Origin of the sequence: Glycomyces harbinensis, from assembly GCF_900101745.1 — a bacterium.
Taxonomy (GTDB): Bacteria; Actinomycetota; Actinomycetes; order Mycobacteriales; family Micromonosporaceae; genus Glycomyces; species Glycomyces harbinensis.
In genome coordinates this window covers 271,564-290,322 of record NZ_FNAD01000004.1, presented here as the reverse complement: position 1 = coordinate 290,322, position 18,759 = coordinate 271,564, and the positions used below count along the sequence as shown (strand labels likewise).

The following is an 18,759-nucleotide window of genomic DNA, read 5'->3' as shown; positions in this document are numbered from 1 at the left end:
GGGCGGGGCGGGTCCGATGAAAAGGCGGTTGAGCGGCGCTTCACCGGCAGGATCGGAAGCGGGGGCGGCGAATCGGCCGCGGCCGCGGTGCGGCGGCAAGCAAAAAGGCCCCGGTGCAACCGAGGCCTTGCTGGAGCCGCCTGACGGAATCGAACCGTCGACCTTGTTATTACGAGTAACACGCTCTGCCGACTGAGCTAAGGCGGCTGGGTCCCTCACACACCCGACAGAGCTCGCTTATCCTTGCTGCCTTCCGGCCCTGGGGAGGTTCACAAGATGACGCCGCATGAGGGACGGGCAATAGCCTATCGCACTCGACCCGCCCCGGCGAACCGGGCGCGCCCGGAAGGTCGCCGACGTCACCGTGCCCGCGCGCCCGCTCGCCGGGCCTCTCCGCCCTTCCGGTGCAACACAGGTCACCCCTCGCAACCCAGTTGGAGGCCTTTCCGGACGTCGGGTAAGGTACTCCGCGGAGGATTCGCATAGTGGCCTAGTGCGCACGCTTGGAAAGCGTGTTGAGTGAAAGCTCTCAGGGGTTCGAATCCCCTATCCTCCGCCATTAGCGGCAGGGTCTACCTGCAAAAACATCAGCCGACCGGTTCTCACAAGCCGGTCGGCTTCTTGCTGTTCGTGCCCGGAGATTGCCGCTGTTGTCCCCCGCTAGAGATGCACTAGGGATGCAGGCCGCATCGGATCACCGGGGCTCAGGACGCTGGTAGCCGGGCCCACGACGGCGCCGCCACCTTGCCGCAGCCGACGCTTGCGGCGGCAAGATCCCCTACTGAACCCTGCGGCGGTGCCGCCGACCGCCACGGCATCGATTCCAGGGGGCCCGGACGCCGTTCATTTCGGCCTCTTCAAGAACGGAGCCGGAGTCTCGCGCAAGATAGTCGTACGTATGTTCGAGATACGCGACGCTTCCCACCATCCTCTTGTCGCTGCCTGGCGCCCCTGCGCCCACCCGGCCCGGAGTCCTGCGTCATGCCGGCCGTTCTGCGTCTAGTCCGTCTCGCTGGCGCCGCCGCCGCCGACGACTGGGGTGCCGGAGGCGGGCCCCCGGGCGGCGGCGAGTGGCGAGCGCCAGGGCGCGCTTGCGCGCCCCTTGATGATGTATAGAAAGTTTGAACCAGCACGCCGAGGCCACAACCAAGCACGACACCAAGGGAAGCGAGGGCAGGCGTAGGAGAGCACGGGCAAGCGGGGGAAGGTGGGTCGGTGCGGATGCTGGAGGCGGGATAGAACGACGGAAGGCCACTCGCGCGCCGGACTTCGGCGATGTTCGAATGGCCTTCATCTATTCTCATGCTGAAGCAATTGCGTCCGAGGAGCCTGAATCGATGCCACCTCTAGAACAGCTAGTAGAGATTAGCTCCAACTAGGTGGACTCCGCAAGATCGAGCACCATCGGTGAAGTGCTCCAGAAAGTAGGGAACGCCTTCCTTAAGCTCCGGCAGATTGCTCCATCCAGAAATCGAGTACTCGTAGAAATCTTGCACGTGCCAGTCGGACCCAGAGAAATAAACACGTTGCGCTACAGCATCGATATTGGGAACGGTCATAGGCAAGTCCTCGCCATCCGATGAGAGGCGAATACCCTCAACTTGATGATAGTGGGAAACGCCGTCCCGGAACCCAATGCCGGTTTCGTCTTCAGCCAGGAATGGAATTCGCTTGACGGTCGGCACTTCGATGCGTTCGCGAGGGTCAAGAATATCGATGCCATCGGGAAGCGCCGGGACCGATCGAAACGCAATTTCGAATAGTGCCCCTGAGCCACGATGTGTTGCCTCGACGGTCCGAAGATGCTTGCCGCCCTGCCCTTGATAGAAGTCATATAGCCCCTGGTTGCCACGCCAGACGTCCCAGCGGACACGTGGTAGCTGGTTCTGGGCCGCGTAGGCTCGCGCAAGCTGTAGCAGAAGAGCGCCAAGGCCCTTGCCGCGCGCTTCGATGTGTGTCGCCATCCTGCCGAAATAGAGGGCCGGTTGGCGCTGCTCCTGATCTGTCCAGAAATCAGAATCAGCAATGGTTGTCATGTTGATTACTCCGAGAGAGGTCGTCTCATCTCGAAGAATCCAGGTTGCTCCGGCGGCGATGGATTCGTGAGTGTCATCTGAGAAGTCTCGGCTATTCCACTGACGGCTTCCCGAGTCTCCAAGCCACTTAACGCGACTGGTGATGATCTCCATCGCATCCGAAAAATCTGCTTCCGATGCGCGGGCGAAAGTAAGCTTCTGCGACATGTCAGCCGTTACTTTCCCTCAGGGTCCCATTCATGCGTGAACATGATGTGGTGCCGATCGCCCGGAAGTACGTTGATTGAACACCGAACCGGGTTGTCCTGGGTGCTAAACGTGGTCACAATATGAACCGCTACAGGTGTGCCCGCGCCGATGTCGAGCTTCTGCTTCTCTTCCGGAGTAGGCATGCGAACGTCAATTTCGTGCACAGACCTGCATTGGATAATCCCCCGCTGAGCAAGAGGATAGCTGGTCCCGCGCTCAATGTCGGCAGGCGACTCTAGCTCGGTCCCTCCGGCGATCGACATAGGGAAGTACGAGTTGTTGATATTGATTGGCTCATCGTTGATGAATCGAATCCGCTTTCGCGCCAAGACGTTCTCACCTTCGGCTAGCGCAAGCCGAGTGGCAATCAACTCGGGTGCACGCTCGATCGCCACTTCGATCGTCTGCTGAGGCTTCCGGCCATCACTCTTGATCTGCTGAACCCAAGATTCAGTCTCGGACAGGGCTTTGACCGATCGGCCCTCGTCCTGAGGGCGGTAGATCTGCTGTTGCCGTGAGCGCACGAACCAGCCTAGAGGAGGCCTTGACTCGATGAGGCCTTCGTCCTTGAGCACCGTGAGGGCACGGCGTGCAGTCGTGACCGTAACTTCCTGCTCCTCAGCAATCCGAGGTTCAGTCGGAAGCTTTCCGGTCTCGGCGAAGTCTCCGCGCTCGATGCGCTGCCGGTAGCTGTCAGCGATCTGCTGGTAGACCGACCTGCCAGGGACTCGTCTGATCGTCATGCCTGCATAGTACCGCACGTCAGAGACATCATGTAGATGATGCACAACACAGGCGCCCGATTTTTGTAGAGTTACGATCTACTTGACAGACATCATGTACATGATATGTTTGATGTGTTCCAAGCGGAACAGCTCTGCCGGGAAGGCCTCGGCAGGCAACCCGGAAGAGGTATTCAGATGCTTCAGAAGCTCCCGATCAACCTGACTGGTTACTCGCTGATGGTGACCGAGGCTCCCGAGCTGAAGACGTTCGTCAAGGACGGTCAGTCGCAGGTCGCGATGACGTACGACACGCAGGAGTCGATCTACGTCGTGAGCGTGTTCGCGAAGTCGCTCCAGAAGTTTGAGAACGGCAAGCGTCCCAAGGGCGAGGAGATCAAGGTCGAGTTCACCCGCGACCCCGGCGAGGAGTTCGACGAGGGCATGTACGTCCAGCTCGACCGTCCCTCGGTCTCGGTCTCGGAGTTCACCAACGACAAGGGCCGGACCTTCGTGACGCAGAAGTTCGCGGCTGAGGGCCTGGTGCCGGTCTCCCAGGGCTAGCGGCTGGCGCTGCTTGGTGGCCCTTCCCTCGGGTTTTGACGGGGCGGCCGGTTTGAGTCCGGCTAGGGCACTGGACTAGTGGTTCCGTTCGGGCGGATGGAGAAGTCTGCGCGTTCGTTCTGCTGGTGCGTTGTTTCTGAATTCAACAGGGTGTTTGAGCTTGCCTTTTTCCGGGCTGACCTGCCGTCCGCAATAGACACATGGTGTCGCGGTCGCTGGGTTCATTCCTCCACGGGCACAGGGAAGGAGCTGCTTCTCCGTGGGGGTTTGTGCACGTCGAACGTCGATGTGCGGGTTTACCCGAAAGGCAAGGTGAATTGCATTGAGCAATCCGAGAACTGCTGACGAGATCGAAGCCCTTGGCGCGAACGTCGACACCTCGATAGAGGAGCTGGAGACGGCTCTCCTGGAGTACTTCGCGCCGAAGATGCCCGCTGGTATCGCCCTTGATGGGGTCGAGATGGAGTTGGCTCACTCCTTCGGCACCTGGACGACCGGGCTGACCACGGTTGGGGATCTGGAGGCCCTCGCCGACGCGCTCGGGACCGACATCGGCAGGCACGCGGACCCCGAGGGCAAGACGATCCTCGCTACCTGGGGCCGGGTCGGCCTGCTGGTAGTCCGGTTCGAAATCTACTTCGAGACCGAGGAGGAGCGGGCGGCGGCGCTGGAGCGTTTCCGCTGACCAGACCTTCCCCCCTCGATGAGTTCATTCCCTCATGGACAAGACGGTACCTGTTGCCGCCGTGAGGGTTTGTGCGCATCGAACGCCGATGTGCGGATCAGAGAAGGAAGATCACGATGACCGAAGAGATGCCCGAAAACTGGTATGACGCTTCGCGCCCCACGGCCCTGAAGTTCCGTTCGTTCCCCGGCTTCATCGATCACCTGAACCGCCTGGAGTCCCAGGCCAAGCAGCTCGCAGGCGAGATCCAGGTCGTTCGGAACTACGCGAAGGACTTCGCCTGGGGCCTGACCGAGGTCGTGGAGGATGCCGCTGCCATCGAAGAGAACCGGGCCAAGGGCAGCGAGTGATAGCGGCGACAACAGTCAAATACGCTGCGGCTGAACGCGATCCGAGCAAAGTTGACGCGCTGTTCCGGCAGGCCCTTACCGAGGTGCTTCCTGCCGGCACGGTGCAACCCCGGTGGATCGCCGGTCGCGAGCTGACGGGCCGGTTCGAGGGCTACGGCGCCGTCCGCGACTTCGCCGACTGGTGCGACGCCACCGGCGCCGACCCGGGCTTCGAATTCGGCCCGCCTCCTGAAGTGGTCCTCTACGCCCGGCACCTGCTGGGCGGTCATGTCGTCCACGTCGAATGCGTCGCCGAGCAACACGACGCCGAGACCTGGTTCCGACTCAACCCCTCGTGGCTGTAGCCAACGGCTGCAACCGAAACGAAAGGAGCTGAAGCGTGGGAGACACGCTGTACCAGAAGGAAAGGCGCGAAGTCGCCAAGTGGGCCAACGCCGAATCGCGGATGTCGAGCCTCATCAAGAAAGAGACCAACCGGCCCGGCCGGAACGCGGAAGACGAGTTCGCGACGCACCAGCTGAACGACTTCTTCGCCCGCGAATGCCCGGGCCTCCCGCTCCCCTGGGAGTGGCGATGGACCTACGGATGCCCTCGGGGCCACCTGACCACGTTCGTTCGCTTCGCGATCGCCGAGTGGTCCGAGGTCTGCGGTGACGGGACGGTCGAGGCCGATCCTGCGGGGCCGGGTGAAGTGCGGCTCCAGGCGGACTGCCTGAAGTTCGGGCAGCGGTTCACCGTCTGGGGCTACGTCAATGAGCACGAGGTCCAGGGCATGTCCAAGCTCGTACAGGGCTGGTCAATGTGACTGGGCCGCAGAGAGAAAGAGGGAGGTGAATGTGGATGGAGCTGTTCATCGCGATGGGCGCCCTGGCGCTGCTGGGGTCGCTGTCGCTGAACCTGTGGTTCCTCCGCCGGGCGTGGGCGCGGTTCACGTTCCGGGCCTAAACGCTGCACGGTGGCGTCATTCCCCCATCGACCCGAGACCGGGTGGTGGGGGTTTGTGGTCACCGCCCGGTGGCCTATCCGGCACGACGCCTGGAGGTCAATGCCGATGGAAAAGATCGACTGGTTCGGGGTCAACGCCCGATCCGCCAAGAAGTACGAGGCCCTGATGGGCAACCTCGATGGCGTCCGCTTCGCCTTCGAGGACGCCGAGAAAGCCATCACCGACTACGCCCCGGAGGGCTCCTCGGGGGCCTGGCAGGCCGTAGAGAAAGAGGTCCTGAAGAAAGCCCTCGCCGACGCCTACGCCGATCTCGCGTCGCTGCGGGTCTCCATCGTCCGGCACGAATCGAAGCTCAAGAGCTGGGAATGGAGCCTCTAATGCTGACCAGGCACAAGGCCGACGAGATCAACATGTCCGTCCACATCGCCATGTCGAACCTGCGCGACTCGATGAAGAAGGTCCCCGACAAGGGGCTGGGCCTCAACACGGCCCACACCCGGTTCGCGTCCTCGGTCGCGGTGCTGTCGGTGCTGCTCGATGAAGCGGCCCGCTTCACCCCCGAAGGGGATGACCTGTTCGACCTGCTCTAGACCTGCGCTTCGGCCGGTCTGATCCTCCCTCGGCTCACGGGGACCGAGGGGGCGGTCACATCCGCCGAAACTGTCAATCACTAAGCCGCTCAACGAATCACGCCGAAAGGCGGGAGGTATCTGTCATGTCCGAGAACCGTACGAACTCCAAACGCAAGACCGGTCGCGAATGGCGCGTTGCCGCCTGGGCCATGCGCCACCCGGTGATCTCGTCGGGAATGCCGGCACTGGGCTACGCCGCCGCGACGGCACCCGAGATCACTGCCGCCGCTGCCGGTACCGGCCTGGCCGCTGCGATCGCCTGGGGCCGGGCTCACCCCGACTCCTTCGATCACGTGGTCCTGCCGCATCTGCGGAACCTGCGCCGCCGGTGGCTGTCGACCACCTACACCGGCCCGGCCTGGCGACGGAACATGCGCGAGGCGAACCTGGTCCGCGAACACCCGTCCACGGGCGAGCTGCTGGTGCCCCGGATTCTGCGGCTGCGCTCCTACTCGGCGGCGGTGGAGACGGTGTGGGTCCGGATGCTCAAGGGACAGACCCTCAAGCACTGGATGGACGCCTCCGAGGTGCTGGCGGCCTGCTTCAATGCCGAGCGGGTCACCGTCGAGAAGATCGCTCCGCGCAAGCTCGCTCTCGTCGTCCAGCGGCGCGAGCCGTTCACGTACACGATCCCCGCCCCGGACATCCCCGCCTCGGTCGAAGAGGTCGACCTCTCGGCGGTCCACTTCGGCTTTGACGAGTTCGGGCGCGAGTGGACCGAGGGCGTGACCGACAAGCACATCCTCATCGCGGGCGCGACCGGATCGGGCAAGAACTCGGTGCTGTGGGCCCCGCTGTTCACCCTCGCGCCGATGATCGCCGAGGGCTCGGTCCGGCTGTGGCTGTGCGACCCCAAGCAGGTCGAGCTGAACGCCGCCGCCCCGATCGCCCACCGCTACGCCTCCGGCGAAGCGGCCTGCGCCGAGGTCGTCTCCGAGTTCCTCGAAGACCAGCAAGCCACGCAAGCCAAGCTCAAGGAACAGGGCCTGCGGAAGTTCACGCCCTCGCCGGAGACGCCGCTGAACATCCTCATCATCGATGAGATCGGCGCGATCCTGGCCTACGCCTCCGACCGGGTTCGCATGGTGAACAACAAGCAAGGGCTCGCCCTCGTCGGCTCCCAGGGACGCGCGACCGGTCACGTCATGTGGGCGGCAGTCCAGGAGCCCACCAAGGACACGGTGCCGGTCCGCGACCTGTTCACGCTCCGAATCTGCCTGCGGGTCACCGCCGCCGTTCACCCCGAGATGGTGCTCGGCGAAGGCGCCCGGATGCGTGGAGCCCTGGCCGATGAGATCCCGAACGTTCCCGAGACGGCGGGCATCGGCTTCAAGGTCGCCGAGCGCACCCGCACCCCGGTCCGAGTCCGGGCGGCTTACGCCGCCGACGCCGATCTGGAAGCGCTCGTCAAGTACGTCCTCGCCGAACGCGCCGAGCACGAAGAGCAGGGCGGATCGCACCTGCGCCTCGTTGCCTAAGCCGCCACGACCACGAAAGGAGGGAAACCCTCATGGCTGCAACGAAACAGAACGTGAGTCTGTCCGAAGAGGATGAAGCGAAGAAGATCGTCAAGCTCCGTAAGAAGGTCGGGGAGGCGCGGCAGGTCCACGCGATCGCTGACGACCCGTATCTGAAGATCGTGGAGCTTGACCGGTTCCGGTCCTCGATCACGGGGTCACTGTGGTTCTTCTTGTCGGTCGGCCTGGGCTACACCACGGTCGGCGTGCACGACTTCATCGCCGAGGGCCTGACGATCAGTGACCCGATGTGGTGGGGCGCGTGGGCGGTCGAACCGGCTCTTGCCGGGATGCTCATCACGGTGCTCCGCTGGGAAGCGGCGATGCTGATGCGCGGCATCCCCATCGAGTCCAAGTGGGTCTCGTCCACCAAGTGGGCGCTGCTGGGCTCCACGCTCGCGATGAACGTGCTCTCTTCCCTCGACGGAACGACCGTTGAGAAGGTCTTGCATGTCGCCTTCCCGGCCCTGGTGTTCTGCCTCGCCGAGATCATGCCCGTTGTCCAGGACCGGTTCACGCAGGCGCGCGTCAAGGTCCTTGCCCAGATCGCCGCGCTCAACGCCGAAGCCGAGCAGCGGGCCGCACGGCAGATGCCGGCCAAACCGGCTCCGGTCTCTTCGCCGGTCACCGTCGCGGACTTCGAAGCCGACTTCGACCGGGCTCCGGCGCCGCCCTCCCCGGGATTGCCGCCGGTCGCGGCCTCGACCTCGGAGCCGACCCCGCCCGCGCACCTGCCGCGCCCGAAACTGCCCGCCTCCATGGCGCACACCATCGAGACCCGGGCCGCCGAACTCGCTGCCGCCGGTCGCACCATCACCGCCGCCGACGTCCAGGCCCTCATCAAGGTCCCCGCCGCCATGGCGGAACAGACCGCCAAGTACTACGCCGCCGCGCACGCACCGACGTAGGAGTCCTGAATAGACGAACGCCCGGACCAGCTAGACCCTGGTCCGGGCTTCGTGCTCTCCACGAACAGAAAGCAGATATCGCACATGAAGCCTACCGATCCTGACATCGATCTCCGTGCCCTCGTCACCCGTCCGGGCTTTCGCGTCTGGAAGACCAAAGTCAAATCCGTCCACGGCTGCGCGGCCCCGGTCAAGCTCCGCGGAACCTCCTCGATCACTCACCGGCACACCGGCGCCGTCCTGAAAGAGACCGCAGGCTCGGTGTGGGTGCCCTGCGGAACCAGGCGCGAAAAGCTGTGCCCGGCCTGCTCGCAGTGGTACGCCGAGGATGCGTTCCACCTCGTCCGCGCCGGTCTTGACGGCGACGCGTCCAAGGGCATCACGGCCGATGTCGCCGACCGGCCCCGCTACTTCGCGACGCTGACGCCGCCGAGCTTCGGTCCGGTCCACTCCCGCGTCACCGGCCCTGGCGGTCGCCTGCGTCGCCCGTGCTCGTGCGGGGAATGGCACCACGAGGCCGACACGCGACTCGGGACCGCCGTCGACGCCGAGGTCTACGACTACGAGGCGGCCGTGCTCTGGCAGGCCCATGCCGGCGCTTTGTGGCACCGGTTCACCATCGCGCTACGCCGCGCCCTCGCGCGCATTGCCGGCATGACGGTCACCGAGTTCAAGGACGCGGCGCGGCTCTCTTACGCCAAGGTCGCCGAGTACCAACGGCGCGGCCTGGTCCACTTCCATGCTGCGATCCGTCTCGACGGTCCCGAGGGCGCCGGTACTCGTGCCCCGGTGTGGGCCACGAAGGAACGCCTCGCCGACGCGATCCGCGCCGCCGCCGCCTCGGTGGTGCTCGAAGTCGCTCGTCCCGGCGGTGACGTTCTGGAACTGCGGTTCGGCGCGCAACTGGATCTGCGCGACATCACCACTGAAGCCACGGGCTCTGGTGAGATCGGCGACGAGAAAGACATCCGCTCGTCCCGCCTGGCCTCCTACATCGCCAAGTACGCCACCAAATCGACCGGCGCCCACGACGGTCCCGACCGGAAGATCCGCTCCATCGAGGACATCGACCGACTCTCGATCTCCTTGCACCACAAGCAAATGATGCGCACCGCCTGGGATCTCGGCGGACTGGATGAGTACGCCGAACTGAACCTACGGCGGTGGGCGCACATGCTCGGCTTCCGGGGCCACTTCCTCACGAAGTCCCGGGCCTGGTCGACCACGCTCGGGGAGCTGCGCAACATCCGCGCCCGGTTCCGCCTCGCCGAAACGCTCGCCGCGCTCGAGGTCGCCGAGGATGACGTGCTCGTCGTCAACGACTGGGAAGCGGTCGCCTTTGGCCACGACACCGACGCCGAACGCGAATACGCCGCCTCGATCGCCGAGACGCTTCTTGATCGAAAACTCAACAGCGACAACAGAAGGGACCGCACCTGATGAGCCCGCGAGTGATCGGCGTCGATGACGCCGCAACCTACCTGTCCGTCCCGGTGCGGTTCATCCGCCGCCTGGTGTTCGAGAGGCGTATCCGCTTCTACAAGGTCGGCAAGTACGTCCGCTTCGAGCAAGCCGACCTCGACGCCTTCTTGGAAGCCGAGGCTGTGGAGCCGGTCAAGGTCGCATGGCGCGGCGGACGGGCGGAGGTCGCTTGATGCCCGCCAAGAAACGCCGCAGCTTCGGCAAGATCTTCAAGCTACGTTCCGGCCGCTTCCAGGCCTCCTACATCAATCCGCAGGGGCAACGCGAGTACGCGCCTGACACCTTCGTCAAGCGCCGCGATGCCGAGGTGTGGCTCTCCCGGGTGGAAGCCGACATCTCGCGCGGCGTCTGGATCGGTCAAGAGGGCGCGAACATCGTCTTCGCCGATTACGCCAAGGAGTACCTGCAACGGTCCTCGATCGGCGATCGGTGGCGGGAAATGTGCACCATCAACCTGAAACTGCACATGACCGATCTCACATCGTTGACGCTCGCCGAGATCAGTTCGCTTCGGGTGCGCCAGTGGCACGTCAAGGTATCCGCCAGCAAGGATCACGGCAAAACCGTTGTGGCGCAGTCATACCGACTACTGCGGGCAGTCATGAATCAGGCAGTTCGGGATGAGCTGATCGTCAAGAACCCATGCAACATCCCCGGCGCGGGATCGGACAAAGCGCCCGAGCGGCAGATTGCTACGCCGCAGCAAGTTGACAAGCTGCTGGAGACCATCTTGCCGCGCTACCGCGCTCCGCTGCTGATCGCCGCGTGGTGCTCACTTCGGCGCGGTGAGATCGTCAACCTTCGGGTGGCGGACGTGGATCTCGAGGGCTCCGAGCTGCACGTGACTGACGCCAAGTCCGAGGCTGGCGTCCGGACAGTCGCGGTTCCGTCGAACATCATGCCGTACCTGGTGGCAGCCCAAGAGTGGAGCGATGGAACGTGGTTCTTCACCAGCCCGCACGGTGGTCGGATGAAGGCCAACACCTTCTATGCCGCGTTCGTCCGGACGCGATCGGAGTTGGGACTGGATCATCTGACGATCCACGATCTTCGCCACACCGGCAACACGCTGGCGGCGTCGGTCGGTGCCACCACCAAGGATCTGATGCGGCGGCTTGGTCATGCCTCGGATGCTGCTGCTCGCCGCTACCTCCACACCGTCGAGGGCAGGGATGCCGAGATCGCTAAGGCGCTCGCTGAGCTGGCGACGCACGGGGATGCAACGAAGCTCCCCAAGCGGCTTAAGGGTGCATGAGGGATGCGGAGGCGGGGTTTGGGGGTTCTGACCTGCTGAAATGCTGGCGCTTGGAAAGCGTGTTGAGTGAAAGCTCTCAGGGGTTCGAATCCCCTATCCTCCGCCACTGGCTGAATGGAACAACGCCGGAGCTGCACTTTCGTGCCAGCCCCGGCGTTTTTTCGTCGGCCTTCTCAGGCGCGCGAGGCGACGTCCTGGACGGCTTCCAAGGCGACGTCGGGCGCCTCGTTGTAGATGTAGTGGCCGCTCGCCTCGGCGGTGTCCAGCCGGCTGTCGGCGGAGAGGTTCAGCCAGTCGTTCTGGCCCGCGGTCCAGTCCTCTTCCAGGCCCAGCCCGTACTCGGGGTCGGCCGCCGCGAGGTACTGGACGCCGTGCTGGATGACGCGGACCGGGATGTCGCCCGCCGACTGGACCTCGCCGTCGGCGAAGACCAGCTGCTCGGGGTTCGCGCCCTCGAAGATCGCGAGCGTCTGGGCCCGCAGCTCGCCCGCGGCGCCGGCGGTGTCCTCGGGGATCCGCTCCGCGATGTCCCCCGCGGCGGTCGGCGAGGTCGCGTCCAGGAGCACGAGGCCGGCGACGTCGTCCTGGTGGTCGGGGGCGTACCTGCCGGCGATCAGACCGCCCATCGAGTGGCCGACGAGGACGACCGGGTCGCCGCCGGCGACCGCGTCGATGACCCCGCCCAGCGTCTCGCCGACGGACACGTAGTCCTGCGGGCCGTCCGGCTGGTCGCTCGCGCCCGCGCCGAGCCGGTCGTAGGAGCACACGCGGCTGTCGGCGCTGATCGCCTCCTGGAAGCCGGCCATCGCGGTCACGTCGTCCCCGCCGCCGTGCAGGAGGAGGACGATCGGACCGTCGGACGCGATGCTGCCCGAGCAGGAGATGTTCACCTGGTGGCCCGCGATGGTGAACGTGTCGGTGCCGGTGAACAGCTCGGACTTGACCTCCTCCTCGACCGCGTTCAACTCCGAGTCGCCGCAGCCGACGAGCGCGGCTCCGGCCAGCACGCAGCCCACCACGGCGGCCACGGACGTCCCGATCCTGTTGCGGTTCATGCTTTTCCTCCAATATGCGAAGTTGCCTGAACCGACGTTACGGAGACCGCGGGCCGGATTCATCCCCGTGAGGTGGACACTCGCCCGTAGCTCGCACGGGGGACGAATCATGCCGGGGCAGGACACGCCGCGCCCTCCGGACACGCGAAACGGGGCGGGACCGCATGGTCCCGCCCCGTTCACTCGCTAACGGCTTACGCGCCGCCCTGGCCCACCTGGCCGCCCCTGGGGCCCGCTCCGGGGCTCTTGGGGGGCATGGTGCCCGTGCCGGCTCCCGGGCTCTTGGGAGCCCGCTCGCCGGCCAGTTCGGCCGGGGGCGTGTCCGGGATGCCCGCGGGTTTGTCCGCGGCCCGGAACGTCAGGTTCGTCTTCTCGATGTCCTTCGGATCCCCGTCGACGTCGACGATGACGATCTGGCCGGGCACGAACTCGTTGAAGAGGATCTTCTCCGAGAGCGTGTCCTCGATCTCGCGCTGGATCGTGCGGCGCAGCGGCCGCGCGCCCATCACCGGGTCGTAGCCCTTGTGGCCGAGGTACAGCTTCGCGTTGTCGGTCAACTCGAGCGCCATGTCGCGGTTGGTGAGCTGGTCCTCGATGCGCTTGACCATCAGGTCGACGATCGCGACGATCGCCTCCTGCGTGTGCTTCGGGAACACGATGGTGTCGTCGATGCGGTTGAGGAACTCGGGGCGGAAGTGGTTCTTCAGCTCCTCGTTCACCTTCTCCTTCATCCGGTCGTAGTCGCCGCCCTCGGACGCGTCGGACTGGAAGCCCAGCGACACGGCCTTGCCGACGTCCTTCGTGCCCAGGTTCGTGGTCAGGATCAGCACCGTGTTCTTGAAGTCGACGATGCGGCCCTGGCCGTCGGTCAGGCGACCGTCCTCCAGGATCTGCAGAAGCGTGTTGAACACGTCCGGGTGGGCCTTCTCGATCTCGTCGAACAGGACCACGGAGAACGGCTTGCGGCGCACCTTCTCGGTGAGCTGCCCGCCCTCGTCGTAGCCGACGTAGCCGGGAGGCGCACCGACCAGGCGCGAGACCGTGTACCGGTCGTGGAACTCGGACATGTCCAGCTGGATCAGCGAGTCCTCGGAGCCGAACAGGAACTCCGCGAGCGCCTTGGCCAGCTCGGTCTTGCCCACACCGGACGGGCCGGCGAAGATGAACGAGCCGGACGGGCGCTTGGGGTCCTTGAGCCCGGCGCGGGTGCGGCGGATGGCCTTGGAGACCGCCTTGACGGCGTCCTCCTGCCCGATGATCCGCTTGTGGATCTCCTCTTCCATCTTCAGCAGACGGGAGGTCTCCTCCTCGGTCAGCTTGTAGACCGGGATGCCGGTCCAGTTCGCGAGGACCTCGGAGATCATCTCCTCGTCGACCTCGGTGACCTGGTCGAGGTCGCCGGCCTTCCACTCCTGCTCGCGCTTGGCGCGCTTCTCGTGGAGGCGCTTCTCGGTGTCGCGCAGGCGCGCGGCGGCCTCGAAGTCCTGGGCGTCGATCGCCGACTCCTTCTGGCGTCGGGTCTCGGCGACCTCCTCGTCGATCTCGCGCAGGTCCGGCGGTGCGGTCATGCGGCGGATGCGCATTCTCGCGCCCGCCTCGTCGATGAGGTCGATGGCCTTGTCCGGCAGGAACCGGTCGGAGATGTAGCGGTCGGCGAGCGTCGCGGCCTGCACCAGGGCGCCGTCGGTGATCGACACGCGGTGGTGGGCCTCGTAGCGGTCCCGCAGGCCCTTGAGGATCTCGATGGTGTGCGCCAGCGACGGCTCGGCCACCTGGATCGGCTGGAAGCGGCGCTCCAGGGCGGCGTCCTTCTCGAGGTACTTGCGGTACTCGTCGAGCGTGGTCGCGCCGATGGTCTGGAGCTCGCCGCGGGCGAGCATCGGCTTGAGGATCGAGGCCGCGTCGATCGCGCCCTCGGCGGCCCCCGCGCCGACGAGCGTGTGGATCTCGTCGATGAAGAGGATGATGTCGCCGCGGGTCTTGATCTCCTTGAGGACCTTCTTCAGCCGCTCCTCGAAGTCGCCGCGGTAGCGCGAACCGGCCACCAGGGCGCCCAGGTCCAGCGTGTACAGCTGCTTGTCCTTGAGCGTCTCGGGGACCTCGCCCTTGGTGATCGCCTGCGCGAGGCCCTCGACGGCGGCGGTCTTGCCGACGCCGGGCTCGCCGATGAGCACCGGGTTGTTCTTGGTGCGGCGGCTCAGGACCTGCATGACGCGTTCGATCTCGCGCTGGCGCCCGATCACGGGGTCGAGCTTGCCGTCGCGCGCGGCCTGCGTGAGGTTGCGGCCGAACTGGTCGAGCACGAGCGAACCGGACTGCTGCGCCTCGGTCGAGGTGCCGCCGGAGGTCGCGCCCGCGGGCTCCTTGCCCTGGTAGCCCGACAGGAGCTGCAGCACCTGCTGGCGCACGCGGTTGAGGTCGGCGCCGAGCTTGATGAGGACCTGGGCGGCGACGCCCTCGCCCTCGCGGATGAGGCCGAGCAGGATGTGCTCGGTGCCGATGTAGTTGTGGCCGAGCTGAAGCGCCTCGCGGAGGCTCAGCTCCAGGACCTTCTTCGCCCGGGGGGTGAAGGGGATGTGGCCGGAGGGGGCCTGCTGGCCCTGGCCGATGATCTCCTCGACCTGCTGACGGACGCCTTCGAGCGAGATGCCCAGGCTCTCCAGGGCTTTCGCCGCCACGCCCTCGCCCTCGTGAATGAGGCCGAGCAGGATGTGTTCCGTGCCGATGTAGTTGTGGTTGAGCATCCTGGCTTCTTCTTGAGCCAAGACGACCACGCGTCGGGCACGGTCCGTAAACCGTTCAAACATGCGCTTCTGCTCCTCGCGTCCGCCGCTACTTGTCGTCGATACTGGTCGTGGCTTGCAAAACCCTGTGGGTACACCTTAACTCCCGGGTCCGCGGACGGCGGGTGCCACATGGGTGACAACAAGCGTGCCCCGAAGACCATTCCCGGTGATAAAACGTTCGCTGTGAGCGCAATACCCTCCGCCCGCCTCCCCAATCCAATGGTGCCCGCCGGGTACGACAGTTCACGCGGCCACTCCGCGGGATCGGCGATCGGTCGCGAAAACGCCCGCCCCCGGGAGGGAGCGGGCGCCGAGTCGGTTCGCCGGTCTAGTTGTGCGCGGCGTTGTATTCCTCGACGATCGCCTGCGGGATGCGCCCGCGGGGCGAGACGCGCTTGCCGTTGCGCTCGGCCCACTCGCGGATGGCCTTGTTCTGCTCACGGTCCACAGTCTGCCGGCGCGGGGCGGCGGCGCCGCGGACCGGACCGCGGGGCGCGCCCAGGCTGTATCGGCCGAGACGGGTGCCGGCCTCCTGGAATTTCTCCAGTGCGTCGCGCAGTTCCTTGGCGTGCGAAGCCGAGAGGTCGATCTCGTAGGCCTGGCCGTCGATAGCGAATTTGACGGTCTCCTCAGCTTTGCTGCCGTCGATATCGTCGATCAGGATGACCTGTGTCTTCTTCGCCATGGCAAATTCCTCTCGAACCGTAAAGACTGCAACTTCCCCGGACAACCGTCCTGCTAGTGCCAGAGCATATACGAGTCCCTTAGAGAAGCGAAAGAGGGTTGGCCGATCGAATTGTGAATACACGGCTACACGCCAGCTCACCGCCGACTCGAATTCGAGCTCGACTGCGTGCTCCGGGCAAAAGGGGACCGCGCCGGACGTGAGAGCCGAGAATAGGCTCAGCGCGTCCGGCGCGGTCGCATTGCTTTCCCTATTCGGGTTTCACCAGCGGGAAGAGGATCGTCTCTCGGATACCGAGTCCGGTGAGCGCCATAAGGAGACGGTCGATGCCCATGCCCATGCCGCACAGGGGGGGCATGCCGTACTCCATCGCCCGCAGGAAGTCCTCGTCCACGCCCATGGCCTCGTCATCGCCCTTGGCGGCCTGCCTGGCCTGCGCTTCCATGCGCTCGCGCTGGACGACCGGGTCGATGAGCTCCGAATAGCCGGTGCCGAGTTCGAAGCCGCGCACGTACAGGTCCCATTTCTCGGTGAGGCCGGGCGTGTCGCGGTGACCGCGCACGAGCGGCGAGGTCTCCTCCGGGTAGTCGAGCACGAACGTCGGCTCGTGGAGATGGTCCGAGACCAGGTGCTCGAACAATTCCTCGGCGAGTTTCCCCGGACCCCACACCGGGTCGACGCCGAGTTCGACTTTGTCCGCGTAGGCGCGAAGCACCTCCATCGGAGTGTCGACGGTCACGGTTTCTCCGAGTGCTTCGGAAAGGGACCCGAAGACGGTGATCTCGGCCCACTCGCCGCCGAGGTCGTAGGTCGAGCCGTCCGCGAGAGTCACCGTCTCCGATCCGAAGACCGATCGCGCCGCGCCTTGAATGAGCGATTTGGTGAGGGCGGCGATGGTGCGGTAGTCGCCGTAGGCCTGATAGGCCTCCAGCATCGCGAACTCCGGCGAATGCGACGAGTCGGCGCCCTCGTTCCTGAAGTTCCTGTTGATCTCGAATACGCGATCGATGCCCCCGACTACGCACCGTTTCAAATAGAGCTCCGGCGCGATGCGGAGGTACAGGTCGATGTCGTAGGCGTTCATGTGCGTCGTGAACGGCCGCGCGGTCGCCCCGCCCGGCTGGACCTGCATCATCGGGGTCTCGACCTCGATGAAGTCCCGGGCGTCGAGCTGGTCGCGCAGGGAGCGGACGACCTTCGCGCGGTTGCGCGCGGTCTCGCGGGCCTCGGGCCGCACGATGAGGTCGACGTAGCGCTGGCGGACCCGGGTCTCCTCGGCGAGCGCCTTGTGGGCCACCGGCAGCGGGCGCAGGGCCTTGCCGGTGATCTGGAAGGAGTCGGCCATGACCGACAGCTCGCCGCGCTTGGAGGTGACGACCTCGCCGGTGACGCCGATGTGGTCGCCGATGTCGGCCAGGCGCTTCCAGTCGGCGAGGGCCTCCTCGCCGACCTTGCCCAGGGAGAGCATCACCTGGAACTCGGTGCCGTCGCCGTCGCGCAGGCGGGCGAAGCAGAGCTTCCCGGCGGTGCGCACGAAGATCACCCGTCCGGTGGTGGACACGGTGACGCCTGAGGACTCGCCCTCGGCGAGCTCGGCGAACTGCTCGCGCAGCTGGGCGAGGGTGTGGGTACGCGGATAGCCGAGCGCGTACGGCTCCTTGCCTTCCGCGAGGAGGGCGGCGCGCTTCTCGCGGCGGATCTGCATCTGCTCGGGAAGGTCGTCGCCGGTCTCGGTGTCTTGCTCGTGCTCGGTCACGTCTTACAGGGTAAATGCCGCCGCTGGAGGACGGCATGCGAGTTTCGTCGCAGCGAGCCCGCATCACACGTCCCCCGCGCCCGGGCGCGTCGCGAACGAGGGCCCCCGTTCACAACGATGCGCCGAAGGGGCGACATTCGGGCGGTGTCCGGCCCCCGAGGTCGGGTGCGTCGGCGGCGAGCGCCCCTACGACGAGGGTGCCCCGGGGGTCCGACAGTCCTGGGCGCTGCGGCGCCCCCGCGCTCGGGCGCGTCGTGCGCCGGCACCCCCGATCACAAGGGTGCCCCGGGGGTCCGACAGTCGGGCGGCGCTATTCGGCGACTCCCGGGAAGTCGATCGCGAACGCCGGGTAGCCGACCACCCGTTCGGGGGAGCCGACCGTGTCCGCCGAGGTCGCCAGGGCGAGTTGGCGCGGCCTGCGGCCCGTCGCGTCGGCCCAGGCCACGGTGCCACGCAGCGCGAACACGCCGCAGGCGTGCTGCGCGGCGATCTCGCGCGGGCGCAGGCTCTTGATCGCCTGCGCGGTCGCGGCGTCGATGCGTTCGGCGGTCGCCTGGTCGTGGAAGTGCGACAGGTCCGTCGAGCACACCAGGACGGTCTCCTCGCCGGCCTCGTCCAGGAGCGCGGCGATCATCCGGGCGGTGTCCGGCGCCTGGCTCATGCCGCACGCCACCGGCGTCACCTCGATGTCCTCGCCCAGGGCGACCTGGAGGAACGGCAGCTGCACTTCGAGCGAGTGCTCGGCCTCGTGCGGCAGCCGCGAGGAGCCGACCACGTTGGTCGGCGCGGCCCGCACCTGCCCGAGCGGGGTCTGCCAGGCGGTGTACGGCGCGGCGGCGTGCCCGCGCAGCGGGTAGTGGTGGGAGGGTCCCACGAGCACCACGCGCTTGATCTTTCCCCGGTGCGCGGCGAGGCGGGCGTAGACCTCGGCGGCGACGGGGCCGGAGTAGCGGTATCCGGCGTGCGGCACGATGTAGGCCGCCGCGAGCGGTTCGCTCACGGGGCCGACATTGTCGATGAGCTGCGCGATGTCGTCGCGCAGCCGGTTCGGGTCGGCCGGGTAGAACCGGCCGGCGACCGCTGGGGGCCGCACTGTCTCTGAAGTGATCGATGGCATCGCAGGTCTTCCGG

The 18,759-nt window shown here is 66.0% G+C and carries 18 protein-coding genes, 2 tRNA genes, 1 other RNA gene and 1 pseudogene; 13 read left to right on the top strand and 9 right to left on the bottom strand.

What is annotated here, in order from left to right; translation table 11 throughout:
* Positions 1-131: 131 nt before the first annotated feature.
* Positions 132-207 (bottom strand) — tRNA-Thr (locus BLQ63_RS09520).
* An RNA gene (gene ffs / locus BLQ63_RS09515) (signal recognition particle sRNA small type) lies at positions 205-298 on the bottom strand. The genes BLQ63_RS09520 and ffs overlap by 3 nt, the downstream gene beginning before the upstream one ends.
* A 173-nt stretch (positions 299-471) precedes the next feature.
* Here ffs and BLQ63_RS09510 point away from each other — a divergent pair.
* Positions 472-559, top strand: a tRNA-Ser gene (locus BLQ63_RS09510).
* A 796-nt stretch (positions 560-1,355) separates the two neighbouring features.
* Here the strand turns inward: BLQ63_RS09510 and BLQ63_RS09505 are convergent.
* A complete protein-coding gene (locus BLQ63_RS09505; protein WP_091032423.1) occupies positions 1,356-2,243 on the bottom strand; it encodes a GNAT family N-acetyltransferase in 888 nt (295 codons plus the stop codon).
* 8 nt (positions 2,244-2,251) lie between these two features.
* A complete protein-coding gene (locus tag BLQ63_RS09500; protein ID WP_091032420.1) occupies positions 2,252-3,028 on the bottom strand; it encodes a GntR family transcriptional regulator in 777 nt (258 codons plus the stop codon).
* Positions 3,029-3,205: 177 nt separating this feature from the next.
* On the opposite strand from BLQ63_RS09500, the gene BLQ63_RS09495 reads away from it, so the two are divergent.
* From BLQ63_RS09495 to BLQ63_RS09440, 12 genes are all read left to right on the top strand, one after another.
* Positions 3,206-3,571 (top strand): hypothetical protein, encoded by a 366-nt coding sequence (locus BLQ63_RS09495; protein WP_091032416.1) that lies wholly within the window; start codon positions 3,206-3,208, stop codon positions 3,569-3,571.
* A gap of 322 nt (positions 3,572-3,893) precedes the next feature.
* Positions 3,894-4,256, top strand: a complete 363-nt coding sequence (locus BLQ63_RS09490) for a hypothetical protein (RefSeq protein WP_091032411.1) — start codon at positions 3,894-3,896, stop codon at positions 4,254-4,256.
* A 116-nt stretch (positions 4,257-4,372) separates the two neighbouring features.
* Entirely contained in the window at positions 4,373-4,606 is a 234-nt protein-coding gene (locus BLQ63_RS09485) for a hypothetical protein (protein WP_091032407.1), read from the top strand.
* A gap of 101 nt (positions 4,607-4,707) precedes the next feature.
* On the top strand, positions 4,708-4,950 hold the full coding sequence (locus tag BLQ63_RS09480; protein ID WP_091032401.1) for a hypothetical protein: 243 nt from the start codon (positions 4,708-4,710) through the stop codon (positions 4,948-4,950).
* A gap of 35 nt (positions 4,951-4,985) precedes the next feature.
* Positions 4,986-5,411 (top strand): hypothetical protein, encoded by a 426-nt coding sequence (locus tag BLQ63_RS09475; RefSeq protein ID WP_091032398.1) that lies wholly within the window; start codon positions 4,986-4,988, stop codon positions 5,409-5,411.
* Between the two features lie 246 nt (positions 5,412-5,657).
* Entirely contained in the window at positions 5,658-5,930 is a 273-nt protein-coding gene (locus BLQ63_RS09470) for a hypothetical protein (RefSeq protein ID WP_143014827.1), read from the top strand.
* On the top strand, positions 5,930-6,142 hold the full coding sequence (locus BLQ63_RS09465; protein ID WP_091032392.1) for a hypothetical protein: 213 nt from the start codon (positions 5,930-5,932) through the stop codon (positions 6,140-6,142). The genes BLQ63_RS09470 and BLQ63_RS09465 overlap by 1 nt, the downstream gene beginning before the upstream one ends.
* Before the next feature lie 125 nt (positions 6,143-6,267).
* Positions 6,268-7,662 (top strand): FtsK/SpoIIIE domain-containing protein, encoded by a 1,395-nt coding sequence (locus tag BLQ63_RS09460; protein ID WP_091032389.1) that lies wholly within the window; start codon positions 6,268-6,270, stop codon positions 7,660-7,662.
* A gap of 32 nt (positions 7,663-7,694) precedes the next feature.
* On the top strand, positions 7,695-8,609 hold the full coding sequence (locus BLQ63_RS09455; RefSeq protein WP_143014826.1) for a hypothetical protein: 915 nt from the start codon (positions 7,695-7,697) through the stop codon (positions 8,607-8,609).
* 84 nt (positions 8,610-8,693) lie between these two features.
* A complete protein-coding gene (locus tag BLQ63_RS09450; protein ID WP_091032380.1) occupies positions 8,694-10,049 on the top strand; it encodes a replication initiator in 1,356 nt (451 codons plus the stop codon).
* 11 nt (positions 10,050-10,060) lie between these two features.
* A complete protein-coding gene (locus BLQ63_RS09445) occupies positions 10,061-10,264 on the top strand; it encodes an excisionase family DNA-binding protein (protein ID WP_218125174.1) in 204 nt (67 codons plus the stop codon).
* Positions 10,264-11,346, top strand: a complete 1,083-nt coding sequence (locus BLQ63_RS09440) for a tyrosine-type recombinase/integrase (RefSeq protein WP_177154855.1) — start codon at positions 10,264-10,266, stop codon at positions 11,344-11,346. The genes BLQ63_RS09445 and BLQ63_RS09440 overlap by 1 nt, the downstream gene beginning before the upstream one ends.
* A 173-nt stretch (positions 11,347-11,519) precedes the next feature.
* Here BLQ63_RS09440 and BLQ63_RS09435 read toward each other — a convergent pair whose 3' ends face one another.
* The 5 genes and pseudogenes from BLQ63_RS09435 to amrB form a co-directional block, all read right to left on the bottom strand.
* Complete coding sequence (locus BLQ63_RS09435; RefSeq protein ID WP_091032368.1) at positions 11,520-12,401, bottom strand: alpha/beta fold hydrolase; 882 nt, start codon at positions 12,399-12,401, stop codon at positions 11,520-11,522.
* Between the two features lie 296 nt (positions 12,402-12,697).
* Positions 12,698-15,208, bottom strand: a pseudogene (locus BLQ63_RS09430) (ATP-dependent Clp protease ATP-binding subunit); the annotation flags it as partial.
* 307 nt (positions 15,209-15,515) lie between these two features.
* The gene (locus BLQ63_RS09425; RefSeq protein WP_091032362.1) at positions 15,516-15,872 is read right to left on the bottom strand and encodes a histone-like nucleoid-structuring protein Lsr2; all 357 of its coding nucleotides are present in this window, start codon (positions 15,870-15,872) and stop codon (positions 15,516-15,518) included.
* Positions 15,873-16,122: 250 nt separating this feature from the next.
* Positions 16,123-17,577: a lysine--tRNA ligase gene (gene lysS / locus BLQ63_RS09420; RefSeq protein ID WP_091032790.1), complete on the bottom strand. Its 1,455-nt coding sequence runs from the start codon at positions 17,575-17,577 to the stop codon at positions 16,123-16,125.
* A gap of 361 nt (positions 17,578-17,938) precedes the next feature.
* Positions 17,939-18,745, bottom strand: coding sequence for an AmmeMemoRadiSam system protein B (amrB, locus tag BLQ63_RS09415; RefSeq protein WP_091032355.1), 807 nt, complete (start codon positions 18,743-18,745; stop codon positions 17,939-17,941).
* Positions 18,746-18,759: the final 14 nt, after the last annotated feature.